Source organism: Janthinobacterium sp. Ant5-2-1 (assembly GCF_001445815.1).
GTDB lineage: Bacteria > Pseudomonadota > Gammaproteobacteria > Burkholderiales > Burkholderiaceae_D > Janthinobacterium > Janthinobacterium lividum_E.
This window is the reverse complement of the sequence record NZ_LNCE01000013.1, coordinates 56,352-81,530: the sequence shown is the minus strand read 5'-3', so window position 1 is coordinate 81,530 and position 25,179 is coordinate 56,352. Positions and strand designations below refer to the sequence as shown.

At 63.3% G+C, this 25,179-nt stretch carries 27 protein-coding genes; 9 read left to right on the top strand and 18 right to left on the bottom strand.

The window, feature by feature from the left end:
• Positions 1–3: 3 nt before the first annotated feature.
• Positions 4–405, bottom strand: a complete 402-nt coding sequence (locus ASN89_RS04795; RefSeq protein WP_058048444.1) for a DUF2809 domain-containing protein — start codon at positions 403–405, stop codon at positions 4–6.
• 89 nt (positions 406–494) lie between these two features.
• Entirely contained in the window at positions 495–1,400 is a 906-nt protein-coding gene (locus ASN89_RS04790; protein ID WP_058048443.1) for a LysR family transcriptional regulator, read from the bottom strand.
• Between the two features lie 99 nt (positions 1,401–1,499).
• On the opposite strand from ASN89_RS04790, the gene ASN89_RS04785 reads away from it, so the two are divergent.
• Positions 1,500–2,783: an SGNH/GDSL hydrolase family protein gene (locus ASN89_RS04785; RefSeq protein ID WP_235501850.1), complete on the top strand. Its 1,284-nt coding sequence runs from the start codon at positions 1,500–1,502 to the stop codon at positions 2,781–2,783.
• Here the strand turns inward: ASN89_RS04785 and cysK are convergent.
• Both cysK and ASN89_RS04775 read right to left on the bottom strand, forming a co-directional pair.
• Positions 2,744–3,676, bottom strand: a complete 933-nt coding sequence (gene cysK / locus ASN89_RS04780; RefSeq protein WP_046684376.1) for a cysteine synthase A — start codon at positions 3,674–3,676, stop codon at positions 2,744–2,746. The genes ASN89_RS04785 and cysK overlap by 40 nt on opposite strands.
• A 96-nt stretch (positions 3,677–3,772) precedes the next feature.
• A complete protein-coding gene (locus tag ASN89_RS04775) occupies positions 3,773–4,237 on the bottom strand; it encodes an FKBP-type peptidyl-prolyl cis-trans isomerase (RefSeq protein WP_046684377.1) in 465 nt (154 codons plus the stop codon).
• A gap of 95 nt (positions 4,238–4,332) precedes the next feature.
• Between ASN89_RS04775 and thpR the strand changes: the two genes are divergently transcribed.
• The gene (gene thpR, locus ASN89_RS04770) at positions 4,333–4,851 is read left to right on the top strand and encodes an RNA 2',3'-cyclic phosphodiesterase (RefSeq protein ID WP_058048442.1); all 519 of its coding nucleotides are present in this window, start codon (positions 4,333–4,335) and stop codon (positions 4,849–4,851) included.
• On the opposite strand, the gene tcdA is transcribed toward thpR, so the two are convergent.
• On the bottom strand, positions 4,848–5,705 hold the full coding sequence (gene tcdA, locus ASN89_RS04765) for a tRNA cyclic N6-threonylcarbamoyladenosine(37) synthase TcdA (RefSeq protein WP_058048441.1): 858 nt from the start codon (positions 5,703–5,705) through the stop codon (positions 4,848–4,850). The two genes, thpR and tcdA, sit on opposite strands and share 4 nt — an antisense overlap.
• Before the next feature lie 113 nt (positions 5,706–5,818).
• Here tcdA and pdxH point away from each other — a divergent pair, with 113 nt between their 5' ends.
• Both pdxH and ASN89_RS04755 read left to right on the top strand, forming a co-directional pair.
• Complete coding sequence (pdxH, locus tag ASN89_RS28015) at positions 5,819–7,018, top strand: pyridoxamine 5'-phosphate oxidase (RefSeq protein WP_082654396.1); 1,200 nt, start codon at positions 5,819–5,821, stop codon at positions 7,016–7,018.
• Positions 7,019–7,145: 127 nt separating this feature from the next.
• The gene (locus tag ASN89_RS04755) at positions 7,146–8,381 is read left to right on the top strand and encodes an SAM-dependent methyltransferase (protein ID WP_046684654.1); all 1,236 of its coding nucleotides are present in this window, start codon (positions 7,146–7,148) and stop codon (positions 8,379–8,381) included.
• Between the two features lie 18 nt (positions 8,382–8,399).
• Here the strand turns inward: ASN89_RS04755 and msrA are convergent, their stop codons facing one another.
• On the bottom strand, positions 8,400–8,933 hold the full coding sequence (gene msrA, locus ASN89_RS04750) for a peptide-methionine (S)-S-oxide reductase MsrA (protein WP_058048460.1): 534 nt from the start codon (positions 8,931–8,933) through the stop codon (positions 8,400–8,402).
• Positions 8,934–9,110: 177 nt separating this feature from the next.
• Here msrA and ASN89_RS04745 point away from each other — a divergent pair, with 177 nt between their 5' ends.
• The gene (locus ASN89_RS04745; protein WP_034746143.1) at positions 9,111–9,617 is read left to right on the top strand and encodes a flavin reductase family protein; all 507 of its coding nucleotides are present in this window, start codon (positions 9,111–9,113) and stop codon (positions 9,615–9,617) included.
• Between the two features lie 38 nt (positions 9,618–9,655).
• On the opposite strand, the gene ASN89_RS04740 is transcribed toward ASN89_RS04745, so the two are convergent.
• The 11 genes from ASN89_RS04740 to ASN89_RS04690 all read right to left on the bottom strand — a co-directional run bounded on the left by ASN89_RS04740 (position 9,656) and on the right by ASN89_RS04690 (position 20,865).
• On the bottom strand, positions 9,656–10,342 hold the full coding sequence (locus ASN89_RS04740) for an OmpW/AlkL family protein (protein ID WP_046684380.1): 687 nt from the start codon (positions 10,340–10,342) through the stop codon (positions 9,656–9,658).
• Between the two features lie 98 nt (positions 10,343–10,440).
• Positions 10,441–11,826 (bottom strand): SGNH/GDSL hydrolase family protein, encoded by a 1,386-nt coding sequence (locus tag ASN89_RS04735; protein WP_058048440.1) that lies wholly within the window; start codon positions 11,824–11,826, stop codon positions 10,441–10,443.
• 241 nt (positions 11,827–12,067) lie between these two features.
• On the bottom strand, positions 12,068–13,087 hold the full coding sequence (locus ASN89_RS04730; RefSeq protein WP_058048439.1) for an L-threonylcarbamoyladenylate synthase: 1,020 nt from the start codon (positions 13,085–13,087) through the stop codon (positions 12,068–12,070).
• Positions 13,084–14,280 carry a 5-(carboxyamino)imidazole ribonucleotide synthase gene (locus ASN89_RS04725; RefSeq protein ID WP_058048438.1) on the bottom strand — a complete coding sequence of 399 codons (1,197 nt, stop codon included), beginning with the start codon at positions 14,278–14,280 and terminating at the stop codon, positions 13,084–13,086. The genes ASN89_RS04730 and ASN89_RS04725 overlap by 4 nt, the downstream gene beginning before the upstream one ends.
• A gap of 15 nt (positions 14,281–14,295) precedes the next feature.
• The gene (gene purE / locus ASN89_RS04720; RefSeq protein WP_046684384.1) at positions 14,296–14,793 is read right to left on the bottom strand and encodes a 5-(carboxyamino)imidazole ribonucleotide mutase; all 498 of its coding nucleotides are present in this window, start codon (positions 14,791–14,793) and stop codon (positions 14,296–14,298) included.
• 1 nt (position 14,794) lies between these two features.
• The gene (locus ASN89_RS04715) at positions 14,795–15,688 is read right to left on the bottom strand and encodes a phosphoribosylaminoimidazolesuccinocarboxamide synthase (RefSeq protein WP_058048437.1); all 894 of its coding nucleotides are present in this window, start codon (positions 15,686–15,688) and stop codon (positions 14,795–14,797) included.
• Positions 15,689–15,792: 104 nt separating this feature from the next.
• Complete coding sequence (fba, locus tag ASN89_RS04710) at positions 15,793–16,857, bottom strand: class II fructose-bisphosphate aldolase (protein WP_034746119.1); 1,065 nt, start codon at positions 16,855–16,857, stop codon at positions 15,793–15,795.
• Between the two features lie 79 nt (positions 16,858–16,936).
• On the bottom strand, positions 16,937–18,385 hold the full coding sequence (pyk, locus tag ASN89_RS04705) for a pyruvate kinase (RefSeq protein ID WP_046684386.1): 1,449 nt from the start codon (positions 18,383–18,385) through the stop codon (positions 16,937–16,939).
• 113 nt (positions 18,386–18,498) lie between these two features.
• On the bottom strand, positions 18,499–19,710 hold the full coding sequence (locus tag ASN89_RS04700) for a phosphoglycerate kinase (protein ID WP_058048436.1): 1,212 nt from the start codon (positions 19,708–19,710) through the stop codon (positions 18,499–18,501).
• A 77-nt stretch (positions 19,711–19,787) separates the two neighbouring features.
• Positions 19,788–20,138, bottom strand: a complete 351-nt coding sequence (locus ASN89_RS04695) for an AzlD domain-containing protein (protein ID WP_058048435.1) — start codon at positions 20,136–20,138, stop codon at positions 19,788–19,790.
• Complete coding sequence (locus ASN89_RS04690) at positions 20,131–20,865, bottom strand: AzlC family ABC transporter permease (RefSeq protein WP_046684389.1); 735 nt, start codon at positions 20,863–20,865, stop codon at positions 20,131–20,133. Before ASN89_RS04690 ends, ASN89_RS04695 begins: the two co-directional genes overlap by 8 nt.
• 258 nt (positions 20,866–21,123) lie before the next feature.
• Here ASN89_RS04690 and ASN89_RS04685 point away from each other — a divergent pair, with 258 nt between their 5' ends.
• From ASN89_RS04685 to ASN89_RS04670, 4 genes are all read left to right on the top strand, one after another.
• Positions 21,124–21,318 (top strand): zinc-finger domain-containing protein, encoded by a 195-nt coding sequence (locus tag ASN89_RS04685; protein WP_034780619.1) that lies wholly within the window; start codon positions 21,124–21,126, stop codon positions 21,316–21,318.
• Positions 21,319–21,390: 72 nt separating this feature from the next.
• The gene (locus tag ASN89_RS04680) at positions 21,391–21,816 is read left to right on the top strand and encodes a YybH family protein (protein WP_034746103.1); all 426 of its coding nucleotides are present in this window, start codon (positions 21,391–21,393) and stop codon (positions 21,814–21,816) included.
• Positions 21,816–22,841 carry a YheT family hydrolase gene (locus ASN89_RS04675; RefSeq protein ID WP_058048434.1) on the top strand — a complete coding sequence of 342 codons (1,026 nt, stop codon included), beginning with the start codon at positions 21,816–21,818 and terminating at the stop codon, positions 22,839–22,841. The genes ASN89_RS04680 and ASN89_RS04675 overlap by 1 nt, the downstream gene beginning before the upstream one ends.
• Positions 22,834–23,430, top strand: coding sequence for a DUF2946 family protein (locus ASN89_RS04670; RefSeq protein WP_046684391.1), 597 nt, complete (start codon positions 22,834–22,836; stop codon positions 23,428–23,430). The genes ASN89_RS04675 and ASN89_RS04670 overlap by 8 nt, the downstream gene beginning before the upstream one ends.
• Here the strand turns inward: ASN89_RS04670 and ASN89_RS04665 are convergent.
• Positions 23,427–25,016, bottom strand: a complete 1,590-nt coding sequence (locus ASN89_RS04665) for a M48 family metalloprotease (RefSeq protein ID WP_058048459.1) — start codon at positions 25,014–25,016, stop codon at positions 23,427–23,429. The genes ASN89_RS04670 and ASN89_RS04665 overlap by 4 nt on opposite strands.
• Between the last annotated feature and the right edge of the window lie 163 nt (positions 25,017–25,179).

Below are 25,179 nucleotides of genomic sequence, written 5' to 3'. Positions count from 1 at the left end.
GGATTAGCGGCGCTTGAACAGCGCCGCTTTATCCACCAGCGCCGCGATCGCCACGCCCGCCGTGTAGACGATCAAGTCGACCCAGCCGAAGGCGGAGCCCATCACCAGGTGCCCCAGCGGATGCGCGCGCAACTCGACGATCCACGGCGCCTGGTACAGCTGGCCGAATTCCACGGCAAAGCAGATCAGCAAGGCCGTCAGCGCCAGCTGCCACGTGCGCATGCGCGTGGCAACGATGCCTAGCGCAAAGACGATCATCATGGCCCACAGGGCGTCGCCCGGATACTTGCCGAGCGCGGCAGGGACGAATTGGGGAAAGGCGCGCGAGGCCAGGCCCAGCGCGATGACAGCCACGGTTGCGCCCACCTGCAGCAGGCGGCGGCGTTCAGGTTTTACCAGGAACATATTTCCATTCAAAGGCACAATACGGGCCGAACCATTGCGGCCCGTCCGATATTGTACTGCGCGGCCGTGTCCGGATGCAGGCTATCGCATCACCCCAGCTCGACGTGCTGCGCCAGGAAGTCGAGAAAGACGCGCACGCGCAGCGGCACATGCCCGCCTTGCCCCACGAACACGGCATGCACTTCCTCGCTGTCGCCCGGGTTGCACTCTTCCAGCACAGCCTGCAGCCGGCCGGCCGCGAGATCGGCGCGCACCTGAAAGGCGGCCAGACGCGCCAGTCCCAGTCCCGCCAGCGCCAGTTGCCGCAAGGCTTCGCCATCGCTTGCTTGCGCATTGCCCGCGACGGGCACGACGATGTCGCCCTCGGGCAGGCGCAGCGGCCAACCCGAGCGGGCGCGCGCGTAATTGGCGTCGAGCAGATTGTGCGATGCCAGGTCGGCGGGCGTCAACGGCGTGCCGCGCCGCGCCAGGTAGGCTGGCGATGCCACGATAACCATGCGCGTCTGGCCCAGCTTGCGCGCCAGCAGGTTGGAACTTTTCAATGGCCCCGCCCGCACGGCCACGTCCGTGCGCTGCTCGAGGATATCGACCACGGCATCCGTGAGCACGATGTCGAGTGTCACCTCGGGATAGCGTTCGAGAAACAACGGCGCCAGCGGCAACAAGAAATGCTGGCCGAAGGGCACGTTCGCATTGACCTTGATTCTGCCGCGCGGCACATCCTGCACGCCGGCGCAGCGCTCGGCCTCATCCAGCGCCGCCAGCACCTGCTGTCCCCGTTCATACAGGCCGCAGCCTTCGGCAGTCAGCTGCAGTTGGCGCGTGGAGCGATTCAGCAGGCGCGCGCCCAGGCGCTCTTCCAGCCGCGAGACAAGCTTGCTGACGGCCGACGGCGTCATGCCGCAAGCGCGCGCGGCGGCGGAAAAGCCACCGAGCTCGACCACGCGCACAAACACTTCCAGCTCGCCGGAGCGGTTCACTTCCAGTCTGGCCATTGTGAATTCAACTCATAAATGTTCTTCGATGAGATAGTCTAGTACATAAATGGCTTTGCTTTCATCATGCGCACATTCCCCTTGATGAAGCGAGCCGCCATGCAACCATTGTCCCTTCTCCCCGCCGTCCTGTTGAGCCTGGCACTGAGCACCAGCCCTGTCCAGGCAGCCGGCGCCGATACCACCTGGCTGGCCAGCTGGACGGCCAGCCCGCAAGCCGTGTGGAACAGCGATTTCCTGTTCCCCAGCAATGTGCCCGCCGTGCTGCACGGGCAAACCGTGCGCCAGGTGGCGCGCCTCAGCGTGGGCGGCCCGCGCGTGCGCATCGTGTTGTCGAATGCGTACGGCAAGGTGCCGCTGCGCATCGGTGCGGCCACCGTGGCCCTGGCCGCTTCCGCTTCCGCCATCAAACCGGGCAGCCTGCGCACGCTCACGTTTGCCGGCCAGCCGGCGGCCAGCGTGGCGCCGGGCGCGCCGCTCGTCAGCGACCCCGTCGCGCTGTCCGTGCCGGACCTGGCCCGGCTGACGGTGAGCCTCCACCTGCCGCAAGCCAGTCCCGTGTCGACGTTTCACTGGGATGGGCGCGAGACGGCGTGGATCGCCCCGCAGGACCAGACACGGGCAACACGTATCGACGACGCGCACACGACCACCGCGCGCGTCTTGCTCAGTGCGATTCAGGTGGAGGCGCCGCCGGGGGCGCAAGCCGTGGCCATCCTCGGCGATTCAATTACCGATGGCGCCACTGCCAGCCTGGGGATGGATGCGCGCTGGCCCGATTTCCTGGCCCGGCGTCTGGCGCCGCATGGCGTGGCCGTGATCAATGCGGGCATTTCCGGTGCACGATTGTTGTCCGATGGCATGGGAGACAATGCCCTGGCCCGCTTCGAGCGCGACGTGCTGGCGCAACCTGGCGTGCGCACGGTGATCGTCTTGCTGGGAATTAATGACATCAGCTGGCCCGGTACGGCGTTTGCGCCACGGCAAAAACGGCCAACCCTGGAGGAATTAACAAGCGGCTACGCCCAACTGGTCGCCCAGGCCCGCAGCCGCGGCGTGCGCGTGCTCGCTGCCACCTTGACGCCGTTCGAAGGCGCCCTGCCCGGCACGCCCTTGAGCAACTATTATCAGCCGGAAAAAGATACGTTGCGCCAGCAATTGAATGCGTGGATACGCGCCAGCGGCCTTTTTGATGCCGTACTCGACTTCGATGCAGTGGCCCGAGACCCGGCGCACCCGCTGCGCCTGCTGCCCGCCTACGACTCGGGCGACCACCTGCACCCGGGCGACGCGGGCAACCGGGCGCTGGCGGAAGGGATAGACCTGTCCCTACTGTTTACAAATCAATCGCCCAAGCCCGCGTACAAGGCCGTACTCAAATAGCGCTCGCCGAACGACGGAATGATGGTGACGATGGTCTTGCCCGCGTTTTCCGGGCGGCGCGCCACTTGCAGGGCGGCCCACAGGGCCGCGCCCGACGAGATGCCGACCAGCAAGCCTTCATCGCTGGCGGCCAGGCGCGCTGTGGCGAAGGCGTCGTCGTTCTTGACGCAAATGATTTCGTCATAGATGGTCGTGTTGAGGATCTGCGGCACGAAACCGGCGCCGATACCCTGGATCGGGTGCGGCCCTTTCGTGCCTTTCGACAGCATCGGCGACGCTTCCGGTTCCACGGCAATCACCTGCAAGCCGGGCTTGCGTTCCTTCAGCACTTCGCCGATGCCGGTAATCGTGCCGCCCGTGCCCACGCCAGCGATGACGATGTCCACTTGCCCATCCGTGTCGCGCCAGATTTCCTCGGCCGTCGTGGCGCGGTGGATGGCGGGATTGGCGGGATTGTTGAATTGCTGCAGCATCAGGTAGCGCGGGTCGGCCGCCACCAGTTCCTCGGCCTTGCGGATGGCGCCCAGCATGCCTTCACTGCCGGGCGTGAGCACCAGCTCGGCGCCGTAGGCGCGCAGCAGGATGCGGCGCTCGCGGCTCATGGTATCGGGCATGACGAGGGTGCAACGGTAGCCGCGCGCGGCGCACACCATGGCCAGCGCGATGCCCGTGTTGCCGCTCGTGGGCTCGACGATGACGGTATCGGGATGGATCTTGCCAGCGGCTTCGGCGGCAACGATCATGGCCAGGCCGATGCGGTCCTTGACACTGTGCGCGGGATTGTAGAATTCGAGTTTGGCCAGGATGGTGGCCACACTGCCGGCGGCGATGCGGTTGATGCGCACCAGGGGGGTGTTGCCGATCAGTTCAGTGACGTCGTTGGCGATGTTCATGGGAGTCTCCACAGCAATTTCAGGAGAACCCAGTCTACCGCGTTTCAGAGCGTAAATGGCGGCGGCGCGGGCATGCGCCGCCGCCAAACTGAACAATTACTTAACGTCCAGCAGTTCCACGTCGAAGATCAGTGCCGAGTTCGGTGGAATGTCGCCATTGCCGGCGCCGCGCGGGCCATAAGCCAGTTCGCCTGGAATGATCAGGGTGCGCTTGCCGCCCACTTTCATGCCGGCCACGCCCTGGTCCCAGCCCTTGATGACCATGCCCTTGCCGAGCGGGAAGTCAAACGGGCCACGACCGACAGAGCTGTCGAACTTCTTGCCGCGCGAATCTTTTGCCAGCGGACGGTACAGCCAGCCCGTGTAGTGCACGGTGACGTTATTGCCGGCGGACGCTTCCTTGCCCGTGCCGACCTTGTTGTCGATGATGATCAATTTATCGGCGACAGGGCCGGGGCTCAGCGAGACGGCGGAGGCGGGAACAGGCGCTGGCGCCTGTGCCTGCGCCAGCGACGCGGCGACGGAGCAGATCAGGGCAAACAAAACGGAGCTACGCGTCATGATGTATTCTTTCAGTGAGTTTCGGTAAGATCCCTGCCAGTACAAGTGGGCAGGGAACGCCAATAATAGCAAACCGCCGCAACGATAGGAAAAACTTGTCGCCCGATACACAATGCCCTCGCCTGTTTTACGCGCTGTGGCCCGATGCGGCCACGCGCGCGGCCCTGGCCGCCTGGCAGGCGCGCTTGCAAGGCAAACCCGTGCGCCCGGACAAGCTGCACCTGACCCTGGCCTTCCTGGGCCAGCGCCCGGCCAGCGAGCTGCCAGCCCTGCTCGACATCCTGGCGCAATTGCCGGCGCATCCCATGCCCTTGCTGTTCGATCACGCCAGCCACTTTGCGAAGCTGATGCTGGCCTGGGCCGCCCTGGCGCAACCGTCGCCAGCCCTGCTGGATTTGCGCGCGGCCTGCATGCATAAGCTGGCGGAACAGGGACTGGCGCCCCGCTTCGAGCACGACCGTTTTACGCCGCATATCACCCTGGCGCGCCAGGCGCCGCCGCCGGCCATCGGGGACTTCGCGCCCATCGCCTGGCAGGCGGACGAGCTGGTGCTGGTGGAGTCGCTCAAGAGCAGCGGCGACTACCGCATCCTGGCCAGCAGGAAATTAAGCTAGGCGGCGTCCGGCATCGACACGGCTACCTCGGCCAATTTGTCCTGGCGCAAGCTTTTCAGCGCATGGGCTGCCGCCACCATGCCGAAGCTGGCCGTCACCACCACGCTGGAACCAAAACCGGCGCAGTTCAGGCCCGTGACGCCGGCGGGCGCGCTGCCATCGATGGCGCACGCTTCCGCGCTCTCGGGCGTGCTCAACGGCTCCATGGAAAACACGGCGTCGACATTGAATTTGTTTTTCACGCCACGGGGGAAACCATATTCGGTACGCAACAGTTTTCGCACCCGCTTGAGCAGCGGTTCCTGTTCCGTCTTCGACAGGTCGCGCACGGCGATCAAGGTCGGATCCGTCTGCCCGCCCGCGCTACCGATGGTCAGCATGGGAATATTTCGCGCACGGCAATACGCGATCACGGCCGCTTTCGCCTTGGCATTGTCGATGGCGTCGACGAGGTAGTCGAAATCGCGCCCGCCCAGCAACTGCTCCAGATTCTCCGGGGTAATAAAATCCTCGATCTGCGTGACCTGGCAAAACGGATTGATCAGCTCGATGCGTTCGGCCAGGGCCGTGATCTTGGCTTGGCCGATGGTGTCGCTCATGGCCTGGATCTGGCGGTTGATGTTCGATTCGGCAACGTTATCGAGGTCGATCAGGGTCAGGCGACCGATGGCGCTACGCGCCAGCGCTTCGACGATCCAGGAACCGACGCCGCCCACGCCGATCACACACACATGGGCGGCACGGAAGCGGGCCAAAGCCGGCGCACCGTACAGGCGGGCAATGCCGCCGAAACGCCGCTCAAAATCGATCTCGGTCAAGTCCATGGAAATTAGTTCATTGGTGGAGGTATGCATGACGCCATTTTAACGGACACTGCGCTGACGGATATTCTAAAATAGCTGAATTGACACAGCGACAAGCAGCGTTTGTCGCCATGCCCCCACACCGCCCATCACGAGAACTCGCCATGACCGCTCCCCTGTTCGACTCCGTTCCCGGCTTTGACCAGCCCATCGCCGTGCTCAAGCATTGCCACGACAAGATCCGCAAGCAGCTGACGACCCTGCAAAACCTGCTGGGCCACCTGGCGCAGCACGGCAACACGGCGGACGCGCAGCAAGCGGCCAAGGCGGTATTGCAATATTTCAATAAAGCCGCCCATCTGCACCATGACGATGAAGAGCAGGACTTGATGCCGATGCTGCAAGCGACGGCCACGGGCGACGATGCGGCATTGCTGGCGACGCTGGTGCCGGAAATCCTGGCCGACCACCAGCGCATGGACCAGGCCTGGCTGGCCCTGCGCCCGGAACTGGACGCCATCGCGGCCGGCACGGGCACGCAGCTGTCCACCGATGGCGTGCACGACTATGTCGCCGCCTACCAGGCCCACATGAGCAAAGAAGAGGGCCAGCTGGCGCCCATGGCCAAGCGCCTGTTCAGCGCACAGCAGATGGAGCAGCTGGGTACGGCCATGCAGCGCCGCCGCGGCATCGCGCCAGAGGCTCCCCAGGTGCCTGACCCGGCCGCCGTGCTGGCCGCCATGCGCACCGATTACGTGCAATCGAGCCTGAGCGAGACGGACGTGCTGACCGATCCCATCGCCCAGTTCCAGAAGTGGTTTGCCGAAGCCGTCAAAGCCCAGGTGATGGAGCCGAACGCCATGAGCCTGGCAACCGTCAGTCCCGACGGCAAACCCAGCTCGCGCATCGTGCTGATCAAGCAGTTCGACGAGCGGGGCTTTACCTGGTACACGAATTACCACAGCGACAAGGGCCAGCAGCTGGAACACAATCCCCACGCCGCCCTGCTGTTCTTCTGGGGCGAGCTGGAGCGGCAAGTGCGCATCGAGGGCACGGTGGTAAAAACCACGGCTGCCGAAAGCGACGAGTATTTCAATGTACGCCCCGTGCAAAGCCGCTTGTCGGCGATTGCCTCGCAGCAAAGCGCCCCCATCGCCGACCGTACCGCGCTGGAAAGCAATTACGCGGCCGTGGCCGCCGCCGTCGGCGACGCGCAGCCGCCCCGTCCGGCCCACTGGGGCGGCTACCGCTTGCAGCCGGAGCGCATCGAATTCTGGCAGGGACGCCGTTCGCGCTTTCACGACCGCATCGTGTTTACGCGCGGTGCTGACGGGCAATGGAGCATGCAACGCTTGCAACCGTAGGCAGGATAGCCAAGGCGGCGCAAAGCAAGCTGGTCAATATCGGTGTAGGCTATGAGGGTAGAAGTTACTAAATAACATTGTTTCTCAATTTGCGGCCCCGGCTGGGGCTGCTTCATTGGAGGCCATTTTGTTTGTACAAAACCAACTCAAGTCCTGGATCGCCAGCATCCGCAGCAAGACCGCCTTGCCGCTACGCATAGAATTGTGGAACGGCCAGCACGTCGACCTGTCCAGCGAAACGCCCAGAGTCACCATCCGCCTGCCGACCGTCGCCTCGGCCCGCTATCTGCTGAACCCCTCACTGGCCAATTTGGGCTCGGCTTATGTGGAAGGCAATATCGAGGTCAAGGGCACGGCGATGGACATGATTTCCATCTGCAATGCCCTGGCGCGCAATACCTTGAAGCCGGAAGGCAAGCTGGCCCGCATCGTGCGCAGCTTTACGCACGACAAGAGCAAGGATGCCGAAGCCATCCGCTACCACTACGACGTGTCGAACGCGTTCTATGAACAGTTTCTCGACCCCGCGCTCGTGTATTCCTGCGCTTATTTCGAACAGGGCGACGAAACCCTGGCGCAGGCGCAAGTCAAGAAGATCGACCATATCCTGAAGAAAATCCAGCTCCAGCCGGGCCAGACCCTGCTCGACATCGGCTGCGGCTGGGGTGCGCTCGTCATGCGTGCCGCCCAGCAATATGGCGCCCGCTGCGTGGGCGTGACCCTGTCGGAAAACCAGTACGCGCTGGCGCGCGAGCGCGTGGCGGCGGCCGGCCTGGCGCACCTGATCGACATCCGCCTGCAAGACTACCGCGACGTGACGGGCCAGTTCGACCGCATCACCAGCGTGGGCATGTTCGAGCACGTGGGCCTGAAACACTTGCCCGACTACTTTTCCATCATCAACAAGCTGCTGGCGCCGGACGGCATGGCGATGAACCACGGCATCACCTCGACCGACCCGGACAATGGCGAGACGCCATACGGCGGCGGCGAATTCATCGAAAAATATGTGTTTCCGCACGGCGAGCTGGCGCACATCGGCAATGTCCTGAAAACCATGCAGCAGGGGGGACTGGAAGTGTTGGACGTGGAAAACCTGCGGCGCCACTATGCGCGCACCTGCGCCCTGTGGACGGAAAATTTCGAAGCCCATGCCGAGCAGATCCGTCCGCTGGCGGGCGAACGGCGCTTCCGTATCTGGCACGTCTACCTGGCTGGCTGCGCCTATGCCTTCGAGCAAGATTTGATCAGCCTGTACCAGATCGTCTGCGTGAAGGCGGGCCGGCGTTCTTCCGCCCTGCCCTGGTCGCGCAACTATATGTATACGCAGGATGCCAGGCCGGCGCCCGTGCTGGCGAGCTGAAAGCCGCGCGCGGGGCGCTTACTTCAGGCGCCCCGCGTACATGGCGCGGAATTTCTCCACCTTGGGCGCGACGACCAGCGCGCAATACCCCTGCAAGGGATGCTGCTCGACATAATTCTGGTGGTAATCCTCGGCCGGATAAAAGGCCGATGCCGGCGCCAGCTGCGTGACGATGGGCGCATCCCACACGCCGGCCATCTCGGCGAGCACCTTGCGCGCCACCTTTTCCTGCCCGGCCGACTGGTAATGGATGACGGAGCGAAATTGCGTGCCGACATCGTTGCCCTGCCGGTTCACGGTGGTGGGATCGTGCAGGGTAAAAAAGATTTCCAGCAAGTCGTGGTAAGCGATGACGGCCGGATCGAATTCCAGGCGCACCACTTCCGCGTGGCCCGTCTCGCCCGTGCATACCTGTTCATACGTGGGGTTGGGCACGCTGCCGCCCGTGTAGCCGGCCTCGACACGCGTCACGCCGCGCACTTCCCCGTATACGGCGACCAGGCACCAGAAACAGCCACCGCCGAATACCGCCACTTCCGTCTGTTGATGCATGATGTCCTCCTGCAACGCCTCTGCGACGTATCATTTCATTACTGTAACGCAAAGCGCCATGGCCTGCAGTGCCGCTTGAAACGGCGCGTGGTGCACCGCACATAAGGGGTATGCCGGCCACGATTGCGCTGGCGCGGCCGATTTTTGGCATAATGTCAGCAAATAGACAGGTCACCCATGAACACACGCTCTCCCCGCGCGCCAGCGCAAGAATTCGATACGGCACATTTCCGTCAGGCACTGTCACAGTTTGCCACCGGCGTGACGGTCATTACGACGCGCCTGGCCGACGGCAGTTTCCGCGGCTTGACGGCCAGTTCCTTCAATTCCGTCTCGCTGTCGCCGCCCCTGGTGCTGTGGAGCCTCGGTTCCGTGGCGAACAGCATGCCCATCTTCAGCGGCAATTCGCATTACGTCATCAACGTGCTGGGCGCCGAGCAGGCGGAACTGGCTACGCGCTTTTCACGCCGCACGCCGAACCCGTTCGACGACGTCGAATACGAACTGTCGCGCACGGGCCAGCCCATCCTGAAAGGCGCGTCGGCCTGGTTCGAATGCCACAACCGCAGCCGCTATCCAGAAGGCGACCACGTCATTTTCGTGGGCGAAGTGGAACAATGCGCGTTTGCCGCGCAGCCGCCCTTGATCTTCCACAATGGAAAGTTCAATACACCGCCAGCCTGAGCGGGACAAAAAAAATCCGCCGAGGCGGATTTTTTGTTTTACAGCGTAAATTTGTATCCAATGCTGACACTCACGGCAATCGGGTCGAGCTTGATGTCCTGCGTCTGCCCCGTCGAGAATTTCGCCTTGGTTTTCAGGAAGGTCTTGACCACGGCCACGTCGGCAAACCAGCGCTCGTTGAACGCCAGGCTGCTGCCGACCACCAGGCTGCCCGCCAGCTTGTTGTCCAGGCGGTAAGTGACAGGCGATCCACCCGGATCCAGCAAGGCCGTCATCTGGCCCGAGCCTTTTTCCTTCTGGAAATAGGCATACGTCAAGCCCGCGCCAACATAAGGGCGGATCATCGCATTGGGCTGGAAGAAACGGTACTGGATGAAGGCCGTCGGCGGCAAGGCTTCCGCCGTCCCCAGCTTGCCCGTGCCCTTGATGGCACCAGCGCCGATCAAGTCATGCTTGTACGGCACGCCGAGGATCATTTCAGCGGAAATATTGTCCGTGATCATGTAGGCAAAGGTCAGGATGGGCTTGGTATCGGCCTTGACGTCCGCTTTCGTACCCGGCAGTGCTGGCGCGGAAATGTCGCCACTGTCGACGTGCGGCGTGATCTTGTTGAGGCCAGCCTTGGCCATCCAGGTGCCTGCGCTTTGCGCCGAAGCGCCCGTCGCCATGGCCATCGCGGCGGCGGCGGCCAGCACGCGTACAGCGGTATTCAAACGATTTTTCATCTTGTCTCCTGATCATTATGTGCGGATAGCCAGGCTATCCAGTCGTGTCGCTGCCAGCGCCAGCCACGCCCCGGGGACGCAGCTGGCGCGGCGATTCCTTACAGCCAGCCCCGCACGACCATGTCCTTGGCCACATAACGGGCCAGCAAAAGGTTGTTGAACGGCGTAGGATGCACATCGTCGGCATACGAGTAGTGGCTGACGTCGCCCGCTTTCAGATTCGAGCCATTGCAGACCAGCGAGCTGCCCAGAATATTGCCTGGCGCGCTCAAGTCGCACGCCGTCTCGCTGACGTTGGTCAAGCCATACGGGCCAGGGTTGGTACCCTGGTCATGGCTGACGGCAAACACGTCGACCAGCAAGACTTTCGCGTTGGCGCTCAGGCCGCCGCTCAGTTCGCCATTGAAGGCGCTGACCATGGCGTTGATGAGCGCCTTGGTATTGGCATCCTTGCTCAGGCCCGATGGAGTACCGGCCACGTCAGGCAGATTGTTGACGATGACATAGTTGGCGCCCTTGGCAATGATCTGGTCCTTGACCAGCGCCACCAGTTCGGTACCCGCCTGTTTCATGGCGGCAACCAGCGTCGGACCCTGGGCTGCAGCGTAGTCGGCACCGGCCTTGGCACCGGCAGCGTTGCCCGTCACCGTCGCATCGGCTTGCGCCTTGGCGGCCAAAGCAGGGGCCAGGGTTGGGGCATTGGTATTGCCGGCAATCACGGCAGCTTGCACGGCGGCACCGACAATGGCCGCCGACGTGGCGCCCGGCACCGCGCTGGCCGTCTTGATGGCAGCGCCGATGGCTGCCGCTGCCGTGGCAGGGTTGGTGGCGCCGGCGGCCAGAGCCATGGCCAGGTTGGTGGCGAAAGCCTGGGCGCCAGCGGCCGCGCCAGCAGCCTGGCCAGCGGCAGTCGCGCCCGCTTGCAAGGCGCCCAGCTGATACAGCACGTCATTGCCGCCAGCCATCACGAAAACGGCTTCCGTGCCGCTGAACTTGCCGCCGGAAACAGCCAGGTGGTTCGCAATCTGCGTCACCACGGGCACGGTCAGGGCGCCCAGCGCACTGCCCGTCGCCTTGTTGTTCGGGCCAACCGGATTGGTCACGCGCGAGCCGCCCATGGCGTAGCCGTAGCAGCCGGCATGCTTGACGCGCGGCACGAAAAGGCCTTGCGCCGCATTTCCCTCCAGGCCAGTCTCGGCGGCGCATGGCGCGGCCAGGCCGAATTGTGCGGCCAGGTGCTCGGTCCAGTTCTTGCCCGTCAGTTCAGGATTGATCTTGGTATTGTCGCCATTGATGGTGAACTTGCCGCCACCTTTCGCCTTCACCGTGCCGACGGCATACGAACCGACATCGGACAGGCTGTCGCCGAACGACACCTGCGCCGTGTATTTGACTTTCAAGGTTTGATCACCGCCACTGGCGCCGCCGCAGCCTGCCAGGACAGCCGCAGCCAGCACGGCCAGCGCGAATTTTGTTTGATGCATTTTGTCTCCTCGGTCTTTTTTCTGGTTTCTAAACGAACGGGCGTGCTATTCGCTACCCAACTAATATGCCATCGTTCCTCAGGCTTGTATAGAAAATATGTTTTAAAAATCAACGAAATAACAACACCGCCGGCGCCCTGTCATGGCCGGCCGATCTGCTGAATTATGGAGGATTTACTATGTTTCGTGGCAAGCATCGCTATTGCGCTGCATCAAGAAAAAGCCCCTTGCGGGGCTTTTTTCAGACGGACAGGAATTGCTGCAAGATACCACTTGAGCCGAACGCGGCACGCCGCAAACGGTCGTTGACGCCCAGCCACGCGGGGCCAGTCGGTGGGGCTTCGACGAGTATCAGCTCGGCGCCGACCTGGTCCATCGTGCGCAGCGAGGCATACAGCGCATGTGCGTAATTTTCCGGGTTCGCTGCCAGGCGCACGCTGGCGCTGGCCGGCGGCAGATCCGAGTAGTGGATCAGGGCCACGCGGCGCCCGTCATTAAGCAAACGGTTCAGGGTGGCGCTCACGTCGTCGCTGTGCTGCATCGCAACAGGCGTATGTGGCGCGTAATGCGATTCCAGGGTGCCCGAGGCACGCGGCGCGGCTGCATCGGCAACCGCCGGTGCGCGGCCAATGACGGCGGCGATCTGCTCGCTGCTGATATGACCAGGACGCAACAACACAGGACCGTGTGTGGCCAGGCGCGACAGGTCGACGATGGTCGACTCGATGCCCACGTCGCTCTGCCCGCCATCGAGCACCAGGCCCAGCAGGCCGCTGTCGAGTTCGGCCGCGAATTCATCGCACACGTGCTGCGCCGTGGTGGGGCTGACATTGCCGAATTTGTTTGCCGACGGCGCCGCCAGGCCGCCCTTGCCGCCCTTGAACGTGCGTAGCAAGGCGATAGCCACCGGGTGCGACGGGCAGCGCAGGCCCACCGTATCCTGGCCGCCGGAAACGGCGTCGGGGATATGTGCGGCGCGCTTGACGATCAGGGTCAGCGGACCGGGCCAGAAGGCGGCCACCAGTTGTTCGGCCTCGACAGGAATATCGTCGGACCAATGCGCCAAGTCGGCGCCGGGCGCCACGTGCACGATCACGGGGTGGTCCGAGGGACGGCCCTTGGCCTCGTAGATGCGCGCCACGGCGGCCGGGTTTTCCGCATCGGCGCCCAGGCCGTACACGGTTTCCGTCGGGAAAGCGACGAGGCCGCCCGCTTCCAGCACGGCGGCGGCCGCCGCCAGGTCGTGTGCGGACACGCTCACGGCGCGATTCCCAGGATCAGGCAAGCGTCGCGCAGGCGCTGCTGCGCCTGCGGCAACGTGGCGGCGATGAAGGTCAGGTGGCCCATCTTGCGGCCACGGCGCGGGTCGTCCTTGCCGTATAGATGCAGGCAAGCGCCCGGCAGCGCCAGCACCTGGTCCCATGCCGGTTCAGTGACTACATCGCTGTCGTCGGCAAACCAGGCGTCGCCGAGGATATTGAGCATCACGGCCGGCGAATGCTGGCGCACGTCGCCAAGCGGCAAGCGCGCCATGGCCCGCACCTGCTGCGCGAACTGGCTGGTGACGCAAGCATCCATCGTGTAGTGGCCGCTGTTGTGCGGGCGCGGCGCCATTTCATTGACCACCAGGCTGCCATCTTCCAGCACGAAAAATTCGATGCACAGCACGCCGACATAGCCGAGTTCGGCGACCATGGCTTGCGCCGCCCGCTGCGCCCTGGCGGCGCAATCGTCGGACACGTTCGGGCCCGGCACGGTGGTGGTAAACAAGACGCCGTCGCGGTGCACGTTCTCGGCGATCGGATACACGACCGATTCGCCGTCCACGCCGCGCGCCGTCAGCACCGACACTTCATACGCCAGCGGCAGCATCTTTTCCAGCAGACAAGTTACTTCGCCCATTTCCGCAAACGCGGCGCGCACATCGTCGCGCGTGCGCACGCGGAACTGGCCCTTGCCGTCATAGCCCATGCGCACGGTTTTCAAGATACCCGGCAGCAAGTCGTCGCCGATGGTGTCGATATCGTCTTGCGTGGCGATCACCATGTGCGGCGCCGGCAGCACACCCGACTTGGCCGCACAGTCGACAAAGAAACGCTTTTCCGCGATGCGGTCCTGCGCCACCGACACGCCATGGGCGTTCGGCGCCACGAACACGCACTCGGCCAGGCGCGACAGGCTGTCGGCCGGCACGTTTTCAAATTCCGTGGTGACGGCCAGGCATTGCGCGGCCAGGGCGTCGAGACCGGCTGCATCGCTGTAGCCGGCATTGATGAGGCGCTGCGCCACCTGTCCCGCAGGGCAAGCATCGGACGGTTCCAGTACGGCCACCTGATAGCCCATGCTCTGGGCCGCCTGGGCAAACATGCGGCCGAGCTGGCCGCCGCCCATCACGCCCAGCCACGCCGGTGGATTGGCGGCAGGCAGCAATGGGGAAGTCGATTTACTATTCATTATTTTTCAAACACATTATTCAGGCAAGACCATGGCCTTGGCGGCGGCCGTTTGCGTGGCGCGGAACGCTTCCAGGCGCTCGGCCAGGGCGTCGTCGTTGGCGGCCAGCATCGCCACCGCTGTCAGCGCAGCATTCGCCGCGCCCGCTTCGCCGATAGCGAAAGTGGCTACCGGCACGCCCTTGGGCATTTGCAGGATGGACAGCATGGAATCTTCGCCGCGCAAGTATTTCGATGGCACGGGCACGCCCAGCACGGGCACGATGGTCATCGCCGCCACCATGCCAGGCAGGTGGGCCGCGCCGCCGGCGCCGGCGATGATGGCGCGCAAGCCGCGCGCGCGCGCGCTTTTCGCGTACGCATACATCTCGTCGGGCATGCGGTGCGCGGAAATGACTTGCGCCTCGTACGGCACGCCAAACTGTTTCAGCATGGCGACCGCGTTCTGCATCACGTCCCAGTCCGAGGACGAACCCATGATGACGCCGACCAGCGGCTTGTTTTGCTCAGTCATCTCAGGCCTTCAGCTTCTCGCCCGTCAGGCGTTCGATGGCTTCGAAGTATTTAGCCTGGGTTTTTTCAATGACGTCGGCCGGCAACGCTGGCGCCGGTGCGGTCTTACCCCAGGTCAGTGTTTCCAGGTAGTCGCGCACGAATTGCTTGTCGAACGACGGTGGCGAAATGCCAGGCTGGTAGGAATCGGCGGGCCAGAAGCGCGACGAATCGGCCGTCAGCACTTCATCCATCAGGTGCATGATGCCATTGTCGTCCAGGCCGAATTCGAACTTGGTGTCGGCAATGATGATGCCGCGCGTGGCCGCATATTCGGCGGCTGTCTTGTAGAGTTGAATGGCGACGTCGCGCATCTTGGCGGCCAGTTCCGCGCCGATGCGCTCTTCCATTTCGGCAAAACTGATGTTTTCGTCGTGTTCGCCCAGTTCGGCCTTGGCCGCCGGGGTGAAGATCGGTTCCGGCAGTTTTTCCGCCTGTTGCAGGCCGGCCGGCAGCGCGATGCCGCAGATGCTGCCCGTATCCTGGTAATCTTTCCAGCCCGAACCGATGATGTAGCCGCGCACGACTGCCTCGACCATGATCGGTTTCAAGCGCTTGGCCACGACGGCGCGGCCTTGCACCTGCTCCACTTCATCAGCTGCCACCACGGATTCCGGCGCCACGCCGGTCAGGTGGTTCGGCACGATATGGCCCAGTTTCTCGAACCAGAAGTCGCTCATCTGGTTGAGGACCTTGCCCTTGCCGGGGATAGGCTCGTTCATGACGACATCGAAGGCCGACAGGCGGTCCGTGGTGACGATCAGGATCTTGTCGTCGCCAACGGCGTAATTGTCGCGGACCTTGCCGTGGCCCAGCAATGGCAGGGAGTGGATGGAAGTCTGATAGAGGCTGTTCATAGCGGGGGAATAGTTGGATGAAACGAAACCGGCAGGCAGGGGGGGCCTGCCGGTCGAGAAAATCGGGCACGGAGGATTGCCTCCGGCCCGTTCCAGACAGAATTTTACTTCACAATTTGCGACAGCTCGCCGGCCTTGTAGCGCTCGGCCATTTTTTCCAGTGGCATGGCCTTGATTTTCGACGCCTGGCCTTCGCAGCCGAATGCCTGCATGCGGGCGCGCACGATTTGCTCCGCAGCAAGGCGGGCTGGCTTCAGGTAGTCGCGCGGGTCGAATTTCGACGGGTTTTCAAACAGGTATTTGCGGATCGCGGCCGTCATCGCCAGGCGGATGTCGGTGTCGATGTTGATCTTGCGCACGCCGTGACGGATGCCTTCCTGGATTTCCTCGACTGGCACGCCGTAGGTTTCCTTCATGTCGCCGCCGAATTCGCGGATGATGGCCAGCAATTCCTGCGGCACCGACGAGGAACCGTGCATCACCAGGTGGGTGTTCGGGATGCGCGCATGGATTTCCTTGATGCGGTCGATGGCCAGGATATCGCCCGTCGGCTTGCGCGTGAATTTGTAGGCGCCGTGCGAGGTGCCGATGGCGATCGCCAGGGCATCGCACTGGGTGCGCTGCACGAAGTCGGCCGCTTGCGCCACGTCCGTCAGCAGTTGCTCGCGGGTCATGGTGCCGTCGGCGCCGTGGCCGTCTTCCTTGTCGCCCTTCATGGTTTCCAGCGAACCGAGCACGCCCAGTTCCGCTTCCACCGTCACGCCGATGGCGTGCGAGAATTTCACCACTTCACGCGACACTTCCACGTTGTATTCGTAGGAGGCAACCGACTTGCCGTCCGCTTCCAGCGAACCGTCCATCATCACGGAAGTGAACCCCGAGCGGATGGCGGCCATGCAGACAGCCGGCGACTGGCCGTGATCCTGGTGCATGACGACAGGGATGTGCGGATACGCTTCGACGGCGGCGTCGATCAGGTGGCGCAGGAACGCTTCACCGGCGTACTTGCGCGCGCCAGCGGACGCTTGCATGATCACCGGCGAGTTCAGCGCATCGGCGGCAGCCATGATGGCTTGCACTTGCTCCAGGTTGTTGACGTTGAAAGCAGGAATGCCATAACCGTTTTCGGCGGCATGGTCCAGCAGTTGACGCATGGATACGAGAGACATGGTAATACTCCAGATAACAATAGAAACCGTTGCGGCGCTTCGCGGTCAATGACCGCGGCGGCGCCTGAATTCTTGGACCTTAGTCGAATTCGCCGACCTTCACAATCTTTAAGGCATTCGTGCCGCCCACCTGGCCCATCGGCTCGCCCCAGGTGACAACGATCATGTCGCCCTTGCGGACGATGCCCTGCGCCACCAGCAGCTCTTCCGCCTGCTTCAGCACTTGCGCGCTGGGGGCGTTCTGCATCAGATGATACGCCCGAACATTGCGGTACAGCGCGGCTTTGCGCAAAGTCGTGACACTGGGCGTCAGTGCATAGATCGGCGTGTCGATGCTGTGGCGGCTCATCCACAAGGCGGTGGAACCAGATTCCGTCAGCGCCACGATGGCTTTGACGCGCAAATGGTGGGCCGTAAACAGGGCGCCATACGCGATCGACTGGTCGATGCGGGTAAAGGTGACGTTAAGGAAATCGGCGTCGAGCTTGTTGTATTCGGACTGTTCCGCTTCCACGCAGATGGCCGCCATCATTTCCACCGTCTCGATCGGGTACTTGCCCGAGGCCGTCTCGGCCGACGTCATGACGGCGTCCGTGCCGTCGAGCACTGCATTGGCCACGTCGGACACTTCCGCGCGGGTCGGCACGGCGTTGACGATCATCGATTCCATCATCTGCGTGGCAGTAATGGCTAATTTGTTCGACGCGCGCGCCATCTTGATCATGCGCTTTTGCAAGGCCGGCACGGCCGCGTTACCCACTTCCACAGCCAGGTCGCCACGGGCCACCATGATGCCGTCGGAAGCATCGAGGATTTCTTGCAGCGCAGGGATCGCTTCCGCGCGCTCGATCTTGGCGATCATCATCGGCTTGTGATGGTAGGGCTCGCCGGCGATATTGGCCAGCTGGCGCGCCATTTCCATGTCGGTCGCGCATTTTGGGAAGGAAATGGCCAGATAGTCGGCCTGGAAACTCATGGCCGTCTTGATATCTTCCATATCCTTGGCCGTCAGCGCGGGCGCGGACAGGCCGCCACCTTGGCGGTTGATGCCCTTGTTGTTCGACAACTCGCCGCCGATCTTGACGGTGGTGTGGATTTCGCTGCCGTGTATGCGCTCGACGATCAGCACGATCAGGCCGTCATTGAGCAGCAGTACGTCGCCTTTGTGCAAGTCGCGCGGCAAGGCTTTATAGTCGAGGCCGACTCTTTCCTGGTTGCCCAGTTCGCCGTTTTCGCCCCACTTGGCGTCGAGGATGAAGCGCTCGCCCGCTTCAAGTTGGATGCGCGTGTTTTCAAACTTGCCGACACGAATCTTCGGCCCTTGCATATCGGCCATGATGGCCACTTCGCGGCCGCACTCGGCCGCCGCCAGGCGCACCAGCGCCGCACGGTCGATATGGTCTTGCGCCTTGCCGTGGGAAAAATTCAAGCGCACCACGTCGACGCCCGCACGTATCATTTTGACCAGGATATCGAAGTCAGTGGAAGCGGGACCGATTGTTGCTACGATTTTTGTACCGCGTGGCATAGGAGTCCTTGTGCGCGAGCGAAGGTGAGCAAGACCTGGCGGCTGAGCCGCCCGGCAAGGTAAAAGCGCAGCGGTCAGGCTGCGCTTGGTACTGAACTGCTAACGGCAGCGCCTCAAGCGGCGCGTTGCATCAGGATCTCAACTGCTGGGAGCGTCTTGCCTTCCAGGAATTCCAGGAAAGCGCCGCCACCGGTCGAGATATAGCTGATTTTATCGGTAATGTCGTATTTGGCAATCGCCGCCAGGGTGTCACCACCGCCGGCAATAGAGAATGCTTTCGAATCGGCAATGGCCAGGGCCAGGGTCTTGGTGCCGTTGCCGAACTGGTCGAATTCGAACACGCCCACGGGGCCGTTCCACACGATGGTGCCGGCGGCAGCGATCTGCTGCGCCAGCAGGGCAGCCGTTTTCGGGCCGATATCGAGGATCATGTCGTCGTCAGCCACGTCGGCCACATCCTTGACGGTAGCCACGGCCGTAGGCGAAAACTCCTTGGCGCACACGACGTCGACGGGAATCGGCACTTGCGCGCCCCGCTTGGCCATGATCTCGATGATGGCTTTCGCCTCTTCAACGAGTTCCGCTTCCACCAGCGACTTGCCGACATTCAAGCCGACGGCTTTCATGAAGGTGTTGGCGATGCCGCCGCCAACGATCAGGTTATCGACCTTGTCGGAAAGGGCTTTCAAAATGGTCAGCTTGCTCGACACTTTCGAACCGGCAACGATAGCCAGCAATGGGCGGGCTGGGGCGTGCAGCGCTTTCCCCAGCGCATCGAGTTCGGCGGCCAGCAGCGGGCCGGCGCAGGCGACGGGGGCGAACTTGGCGATGCCGTGCGTGGACGCTTCGGCGCGGTGGGCCGTGCCGAACGCGTCATTGACGTAGATGTCGCACAATTTGGCCATTTTTTGCGCCAGCTCATCGCTGTTTTTCTTTTCGCCCTTGTTGACGCGCACGTTTTCCAGCAAGACCACTTGGCCGGCGGCCAGGTTTTCCAGGCCGGCGCCATCGATCCAGTTTTGTTTCAATGCAACTTCCTGGCCCAGCAGTTCGGACAGGCGGGCGGCCACGGGCGTCAGGCTGTCGGCTGGCTTGAACTCGCCTTCCGTCGGACGGCCCAGGTGCGACGTCACCATGACGGCAGCGCCAGCGTCGAGGGCGGCGCGGATGGCCGGCACCGAGGCGCGGATGCGCGTATCTTCGGTGATCTTGCCACTGTCATCTTGCGGAACGTTCAGGTCGGCGCGGATAAACACGCGCTTGCCTTGCAGTGCATTTTGGGCGATCAAATCTTGCAGACGGATGAAGTTGAGAACAGCTGACATGGCGATCCAGATGACGAGTGGAAGGAAGTGCGCTATTTTACCGCAATGACCAGACCAAATCCCCGATTTGTCCTGCTTTACTGAAAAACATGCAACAGTCGCAAGCCCGTGAAAACCAGCATGCCGAAGACGATGGTTTGCAGCATATTGCGGCGGATCACGAAAAAGAGCGTGGCGGCAATACCCGACAAGAGTTTCAAATTGGATAAGTCAAAGTGCACTTGCGGCCCCTCCATCAGCATGTCGGGCGCGATGATGGCGGCCAGCGCGCAGGCCGGCGCATAGCGCAGCATCTCGCCCACGCGGCGCGGAATGGTGATGTGATGGCCGATCAGCCAGAAGGTGCTGCGCGTGGCAGCCGTTGCCACCACCAGCACGGCGATGGCGATCCACACGTCTGCCCTGCCCAAGTCGATGCCGTCAAACATGGCGTTTTGTCCATTTTTCTGTCAATTCTTCCACGGCCATGGCGCTGACCATGCCCACCACGACGGCCACCAGCAAGCCCAGCTTGTACGGCAGGCTGAAGGCCAGCACGGCCACCGCGCCCGCCACCAGCACGCCGCACAGGGCGGCGCGGCTGAGGATCAGCGGCACCGTCACGCACAGGATCGCCAGGGTCCCGGCAAAACCCAGCCCCCACTCGGCCGGCACGACGGCGCCCAGCACGATGCCGATGAAGGAACCGATTTGCCAGGCCAGCCAGTTGGGGTAAATCAAGCCTTTCAGGAAAGGCAACTTGGCCGGGTCCGGCGTTTCATGGGGGTAGCGTTGCAGGAACAGGCCCACCGTGATGTCGCCGGCAACATAGCCGAGCGCAAAGCGCTGGCGCCATGGCAGATGGGCGAAATGGGGAGCCAGCAGCACAGAAAAGATAACAAAACGCAAATTGACGACGAGGGCCGTGGCAAAGATCACCCACACGGGCGCCTGCGCCGCCAGCAGGGGCAAGGACGCGAGCTGGGCCGAGCCGGCAAAGACAAACAGGGTCATGGCCCCCGCCTGCGCGACCGTCAGGCCGCTTTTCACCATGGCCACGCCCACCACCATGCCCCAGGCGGCGATGCCCAGCAAGGTGGGTGCACCCAGGTTCAGGCCGGCGCGCCAGGCATCTTTCAGCAGGGCGTCGTCCTTGGCGGCCGGGACGGCGTTCACGCGGCGCTCCGGCTCAGGGAGTGTGGTAACTGCACAACAATGGTGCGCGGAGAAAAGCTCCGCAACGGTGATACCGGCAAGGCAAATCCAGTCAGGGTGGCGCTGCAGCTGCCATATTTCCGCAAAAATCCGCGCCGCAGCCGAAGATGATCGAGCCGCCATTTTAGCCATGATTTTTGCTGTCTGCCTGAATCCGTTAAAATCGTGCTTTTGGCAGCAGCCGACTTCCTTCCATACAGCCTCACGGAGCATGACAAGATGACAAAAACCACCCAGCCAGCGGTCGAACTCGACAGTAAAGACTTGCCAGCCCACTGCCCTAACCCGGCCATGCCGCTGTGGTCGTCGCATCCGCGTGTGTTCCTGGAATTCAACAAGGATGGTATCGCCAAGTGCCCTTACTGCGGCACGGCCTACACCCTGAAGGAAGGCGCCAGCGCCGGCCATCATTAAACTGCCCAGCGGCGCGCCCCCAGCGCGCCGTTTTTATTTGCATCAAGTTATACCGATCAGCCCGGAGTCGTCATGAAACGTCTGAAAGAACTCAATGGCAGCGCCGCCGAAGTCGAAGCGGCGTTCTACGATGCCTTGCACCGCGCCGATCTCGAAGCGCTGATGGCGCTATGGGCCGACGATGAAGAGATCGTCTGCATCCACCCGGGCGGCGCGCGCCTGATCGGCCATGCCGCCATCCGCGCCTCGTGGGAAACCATCCTGGCGGGCGGCGGCCTGCACATCGTGCCGGCGCAGCTGCATGAAACGCATAATCTGATGAGTTCAGTGCACACGGTGATCGAAGGCGTGACCCAGGAAGAAGGCGGTCCGGCGCACCTGCTGGCAACAAACGTATATGTGAAAACCCCGCGCGGCTGGCGCATCGTGCTGCACCACGCTTCCATCGCCCCCGGTGGCGCACCGGCCGACGCCGCGGGGACGCAGATCCTGCACTGATGGCTTTGTCTCTTTCCTACACCGCACCGCTGTGGCTGCCTGGCGGCCACGCGCAGACGATTTATCCGGCCGTATGCCTCGCCAAGCCGGCCGTGGCTTTCCGCCGCGAACGCTGGCAAGCGCCCGATGGCGATTTCGTCGACGTCGACCTGGTCGACGGCCAGCCGGGCCAGCCCTTCGTGGTCCTGTTCCACGGCCTGGAAGGCTCGTCAAACAGCCATTACGCGCGCGCCCTGATGGCCGAGGTGGCCGCGCGCGGCTGGTCGGGCGCCGTGCCGCATTTTCGCGGCTGCTCGGGCGAAGCAAACCTGGCGCCCCGCTTTTACCATTCGGGCGATGCGCAGGAAGTGGACTGGATCGTGCAGCGCCTGCGCCCGCGCGCCACGGGAAAATTCTACGCGGCCGGCGTTTCGCTGGGCGGCAACGCCCTGCTGTGCTGGCTGGGCCAGTCGCAGCACCAGGCCGATTTCATCGATGCGGCAGCGGCCGTGTCCGCCCCGCTGGACCTGGCGCAGGGAGGCAAGGCCCTGTCTTCGGGCGCCAACCGGCTCTACACGCGCATGTTCCTGAACACCTTGAAACCGAAATGCCTGGCCAAGCTGGAACAGTTTCCCGGCCTGTTTGCGCGCGACGCCATGCTGGCCGCGCGCGATTTGCACGCCTTCGACAACGTCGTCACGGCGCCCCTGCACGGCTACCGCGACGCCGACGATTACTGGCACCGCGCCAGCGCCAAGCACGTCTTGCATGACATCACCGTGCCGACCCTGGTATTGAATGCGCAAAACGATCCTTTCCTGCCCGGGCGTTTTTTGCCGCGCAGCGCCGCGCCGAACGTCACGCTCGAGTATCCGCGCCACGGCGGCCACGTCGGCTTTGCGGCCGGCAAGCTGCCGGGAAGCACACGCTGGCTGCCGCAACGGCTGCTCTCCTTTTTTGAAAACGGCAACATGGCGCCGTCCGCACCGCAAAGCTGGCACGCTGGCGGTGCACGCACTCACATGGAAAACGCTACACATGGATGAACTCGTCAAACAGGCCCTGGCCAAATGGCCGAACGTGCCCCACTGCTACGGCTGGCTGGGCCTGGACGCGCGCGGCCACTGGCGCATGCGCGACCAGCAGGCGCAACAGCAACAACTGCCCGGCGACAAGATCGTCCATGCGGCCCTGTTGAATTTCATCAACCGCAATTACGCCCAGGACGAACGCGGCTGCTGGTTTTTCCAGAACGGCCCGCAGCGCGTGTATGTGAACCTGGAAGCGACGCCGTATATCGCCCGCAGCGATCCGCAGCACGGTTTTGTCTTGCAGACGGGTGCGCCGCTGGAACAGATCGAGCAAGTGTATTGGTGCGATGACGGCATGCTGATCTTGCGCCACGGCGATATCGTGGCACAGGTTGATGACCGCGACATTTCGCAAGTGCTGGACACGCTGCACTTCGATGGACAGGTGGCCAGCGACGACGACTTGCTGACCTGGCTGCAAGAACGCCGGGGCAAGCTGACTTTATTGCATGAAGGCAAGGAAATTGCCGTGCAGCCGCTGCGCTACGATGACGTGCCGCAAACCTTCGGCTTCCAGCAGGTGCCGCAAGCCGATCAGGACTAGCTCTTCTGGTCCTTGATCTGTTCGCGGCGCTTTTCCTGCAGTTCACGTTCGCGCGCATCGATCACGGCCTGGTCATAAAAGGTCGCGTCCGTCGATTTGCGGGCGATCGTCAGCTGGTCCAGCGCGGCCATGGTGGCACCCTGCAGCACGTAAGATTCGGCCAGCGCCATGTGCTGCAAGGTCATCTTGCCCTGGTCCGCATAGGCTTTCGCCAGTAAATCGTACAGTTCCGGCTCTTCCTTGTAGAGCTGCACCTGCTCGCGCAAATACACAGTTGATTGCTCCAGCTTGCCGGCCGCCATCAGCGCTTCCGCATACTGGTGGGCAATGCCGCGCGAGAGGGGAAATTGCTGGCGCGCAGCATCGGCCGCTTTCAGAGCCTGTTGCGCCACTTCCTTCTTTTGCGCCGGCATCAGCAGCACTTCCAGCCCCATCGCCGTCAGCAAGGAATTGGGCGCCTGCGTGCCGCCCGAGGTAAACACATTCGGCCCGGCCGGCTGGTGCAGGGCCGCATTGGCCGCATCGAGTTCCTTTTGCGCCTCCACCGGCTTGCCCTGCTTGACGGCGACGAAGGACAAGCCGTAATGGGCGGCTGTCACCTGGAAGCGGCTTTGCTGTTCCAGCTGCGTCTTGAAGACGGCCTTGGCGTTCAACAGGCCTTGCACGCTTTCATCTTGCAGCACGCGCGCGCGCGCCCGGGCCAGGTGGAAACTCAGACTGTCCGCCCGCTGCTTGTACGGCTGCTCGCGGATGCGTGCCTGGATGTCGGCGATGCGTTCCGTCGTCAGCGGGTGGGTCTGCAGATAGGCGGGCATCAAGTCGCTGTACGAACGGCTGGCCGCCTGCATGCGGCCGAAGAAGGCCACCATGCCGGTGGTGTCGAAACCGGCCTCGCCCATGATCTGGAAACCGATGCGGTCCGCCTCGCGTTCGGCGTCGCGGCCGAAATTGAGCTGGCGCTGGATGGCCAGACCCTGACCGGCGGCAAACACGCCCATGGCCACGTCGCCGCCCGCGCGCGACGCGAGCGCCGCCAGCAGCATGGCCGCCAGCGGCATCAGGGCGTCCTGGCGCTGCTGGCCCAGCATGCGCGCGATATGGCGCTGCGCCACATGGCCGATCTCGTGCGACAGCACGGACGCCAGTTCCGCCTCCGTTTGCGCCGCCAGCACCAGGGCCGAGTGCACGCCGATGAAGCCGCCGGGCAAGGCAAACGCGTTCAACTGGGGATCGCGCACGGCAAAGAAAAAATAGTCGTAATTCGTTTCGCCGCGCACGCTGGGGCGCGCCGCCACGAGCGCGTTGCCGAAGGTATTCAGGTACTCGAGCAGGGGCGCGTCGTCGAGGTAGTCGCGGTCGCCGCGGATGCCGCGCATGATTTCCTCGCCGATCTTGCGCTCCATCGCCGGCGACAGGTCTTCGCGCGACGTGTCGCCCAGGTTCGGCAGGTTCGGCGCCGGCGGCACGGGTAGCTGCGTCCAGCTGCCGGCCGGCTTGGCCGGCGCACTGGCAGCCGGCGCCGCTGGCGCGGACGTATAGGTTTGCGCCAGCGCACAGGACGCCGTCAGCCACAAGGCAGCCAGCACCGACGCGCGACGCGCGCCGTGCAACCATGCCGCGCCGGCGTTTTCAGGGAGGGTCGGAAGGGATGTTTTTGAATTCACGGGTGCTATCATACCTTGTTCGCGGCACCCATTCCCACGCGCCATGCCAGTGGCATGACGTCGTGGCCAGGCGTACCGCGCCCCC

Bases quoted from the DNA above. Each gene is read 5' to 3' on its own strand.
- ASN89_RS04775 (WP_046684377.1), bottom strand. From the start codon at position 4,237: ATGACGCGTAGCTCCGTTTTGTTTGCCCTGATCTGCTCCGTCGCCGCG.
- ASN89_RS04745 (WP_034746143.1), top strand. From the start codon at position 9,111: ATGAACACACGCTCTCCCCGCGCGCCAGCGCAAGAATTCGATACGGCA.
- ASN89_RS04740 (WP_046684380.1), bottom strand. From the start codon at position 10,342: ATGAAAAATCGTTTGAATACCGCTGTACGCGTGCTGGCCGCCGCCGCC.
- ASN89_RS04725 (WP_058048438.1), bottom strand. From the start codon at position 14,280: ATGAATAGTAAATCGACTTCCCCATTGCTGCCTGCCGCCAATCCACCG.
- ASN89_RS04685 (WP_034780619.1), top strand. From the start codon at position 21,124: ATGACAAAAACCACCCAGCCAGCGGTCGAACTCGACAGTAAAGACTTG.
- ASN89_RS04795 (WP_058048444.1), bottom strand. From the start codon at position 405: ATGTTCCTGGTAAAACCTGAACGCCGCCGCCTGCTGCAGGTGGGCGCA.
- fba (WP_034746119.1), bottom strand. From the start codon at position 16,857: ATGTCTCTCGTATCCATGCGTCAACTGCTGGACCATGCCGCCGAAAAC.
- purE (WP_046684384.1), bottom strand. From the start codon at position 14,793: ATGACTGAGCAAAACAAGCCGCTGGTCGGCGTCATCATGGGTTCGTCC.
- ASN89_RS04790 (WP_058048443.1), bottom strand. From the start codon at position 1,400: ATGGCCAGACTGGAAGTGAACCGCTCCGGCGAGCTGGAAGTGTTTGTG.
- ASN89_RS04735 (WP_058048440.1), bottom strand. From the start codon at position 11,826: ATGCATCAAACAAAATTCGCGCTGGCCGTGCTGGCTGCGGCTGTCCTG.
- msrA (WP_058048460.1), bottom strand. From the start codon at position 8,933: ATGCATCAACAGACGGAAGTGGCGGTATTCGGCGGTGGCTGTTTCTGG.
- ASN89_RS04680 (WP_034746103.1), top strand. From the start codon at position 21,391: ATGAAACGTCTGAAAGAACTCAATGGCAGCGCCGCCGAAGTCGAAGCG.
- tcdA (WP_058048441.1), bottom strand. From the start codon at position 5,705: ATGCATACCTCCACCAATGAACTAATTTCCATGGACTTGACCGAGATC.
- pdxH (WP_082654396.1), top strand. From the start codon at position 5,819: ATGACCGCTCCCCTGTTCGACTCCGTTCCCGGCTTTGACCAGCCCATC.
- cysK (WP_046684376.1), bottom strand. From the start codon at position 3,676: ATGAACATCGCCAACGACGTCACTGAACTGATCGGCAACACCCCCCTG.
- pyk (WP_046684386.1), bottom strand. From the start codon at position 18,385: ATGCCACGCGGTACAAAAATCGTAGCAACAATCGGTCCCGCTTCCACT.
- ASN89_RS04675 (WP_058048434.1), top strand. From the start codon at position 21,816: ATGGCTTTGTCTCTTTCCTACACCGCACCGCTGTGGCTGCCTGGCGGC.
- ASN89_RS04695 (WP_058048435.1), bottom strand. From the start codon at position 20,138: ATGTTTGACGGCATCGACTTGGGCAGGGCAGACGTGTGGATCGCCATC.
- ASN89_RS04715 (WP_058048437.1), bottom strand. From the start codon at position 15,688: ATGAACAGCCTCTATCAGACTTCCATCCACTCCCTGCCATTGCTGGGC.
- ASN89_RS04670 (WP_046684391.1), top strand. From the start codon at position 22,834: ATGGATGAACTCGTCAAACAGGCCCTGGCCAAATGGCCGAACGTGCCC.
- ASN89_RS04700 (WP_058048436.1), bottom strand. From the start codon at position 19,710: ATGTCAGCTGTTCTCAACTTCATCCGTCTGCAAGATTTGATCGCCCAA.
- ASN89_RS04785 (WP_235501850.1), top strand. From the start codon at position 1,500: ATGCAACCATTGTCCCTTCTCCCCGCCGTCCTGTTGAGCCTGGCACTG.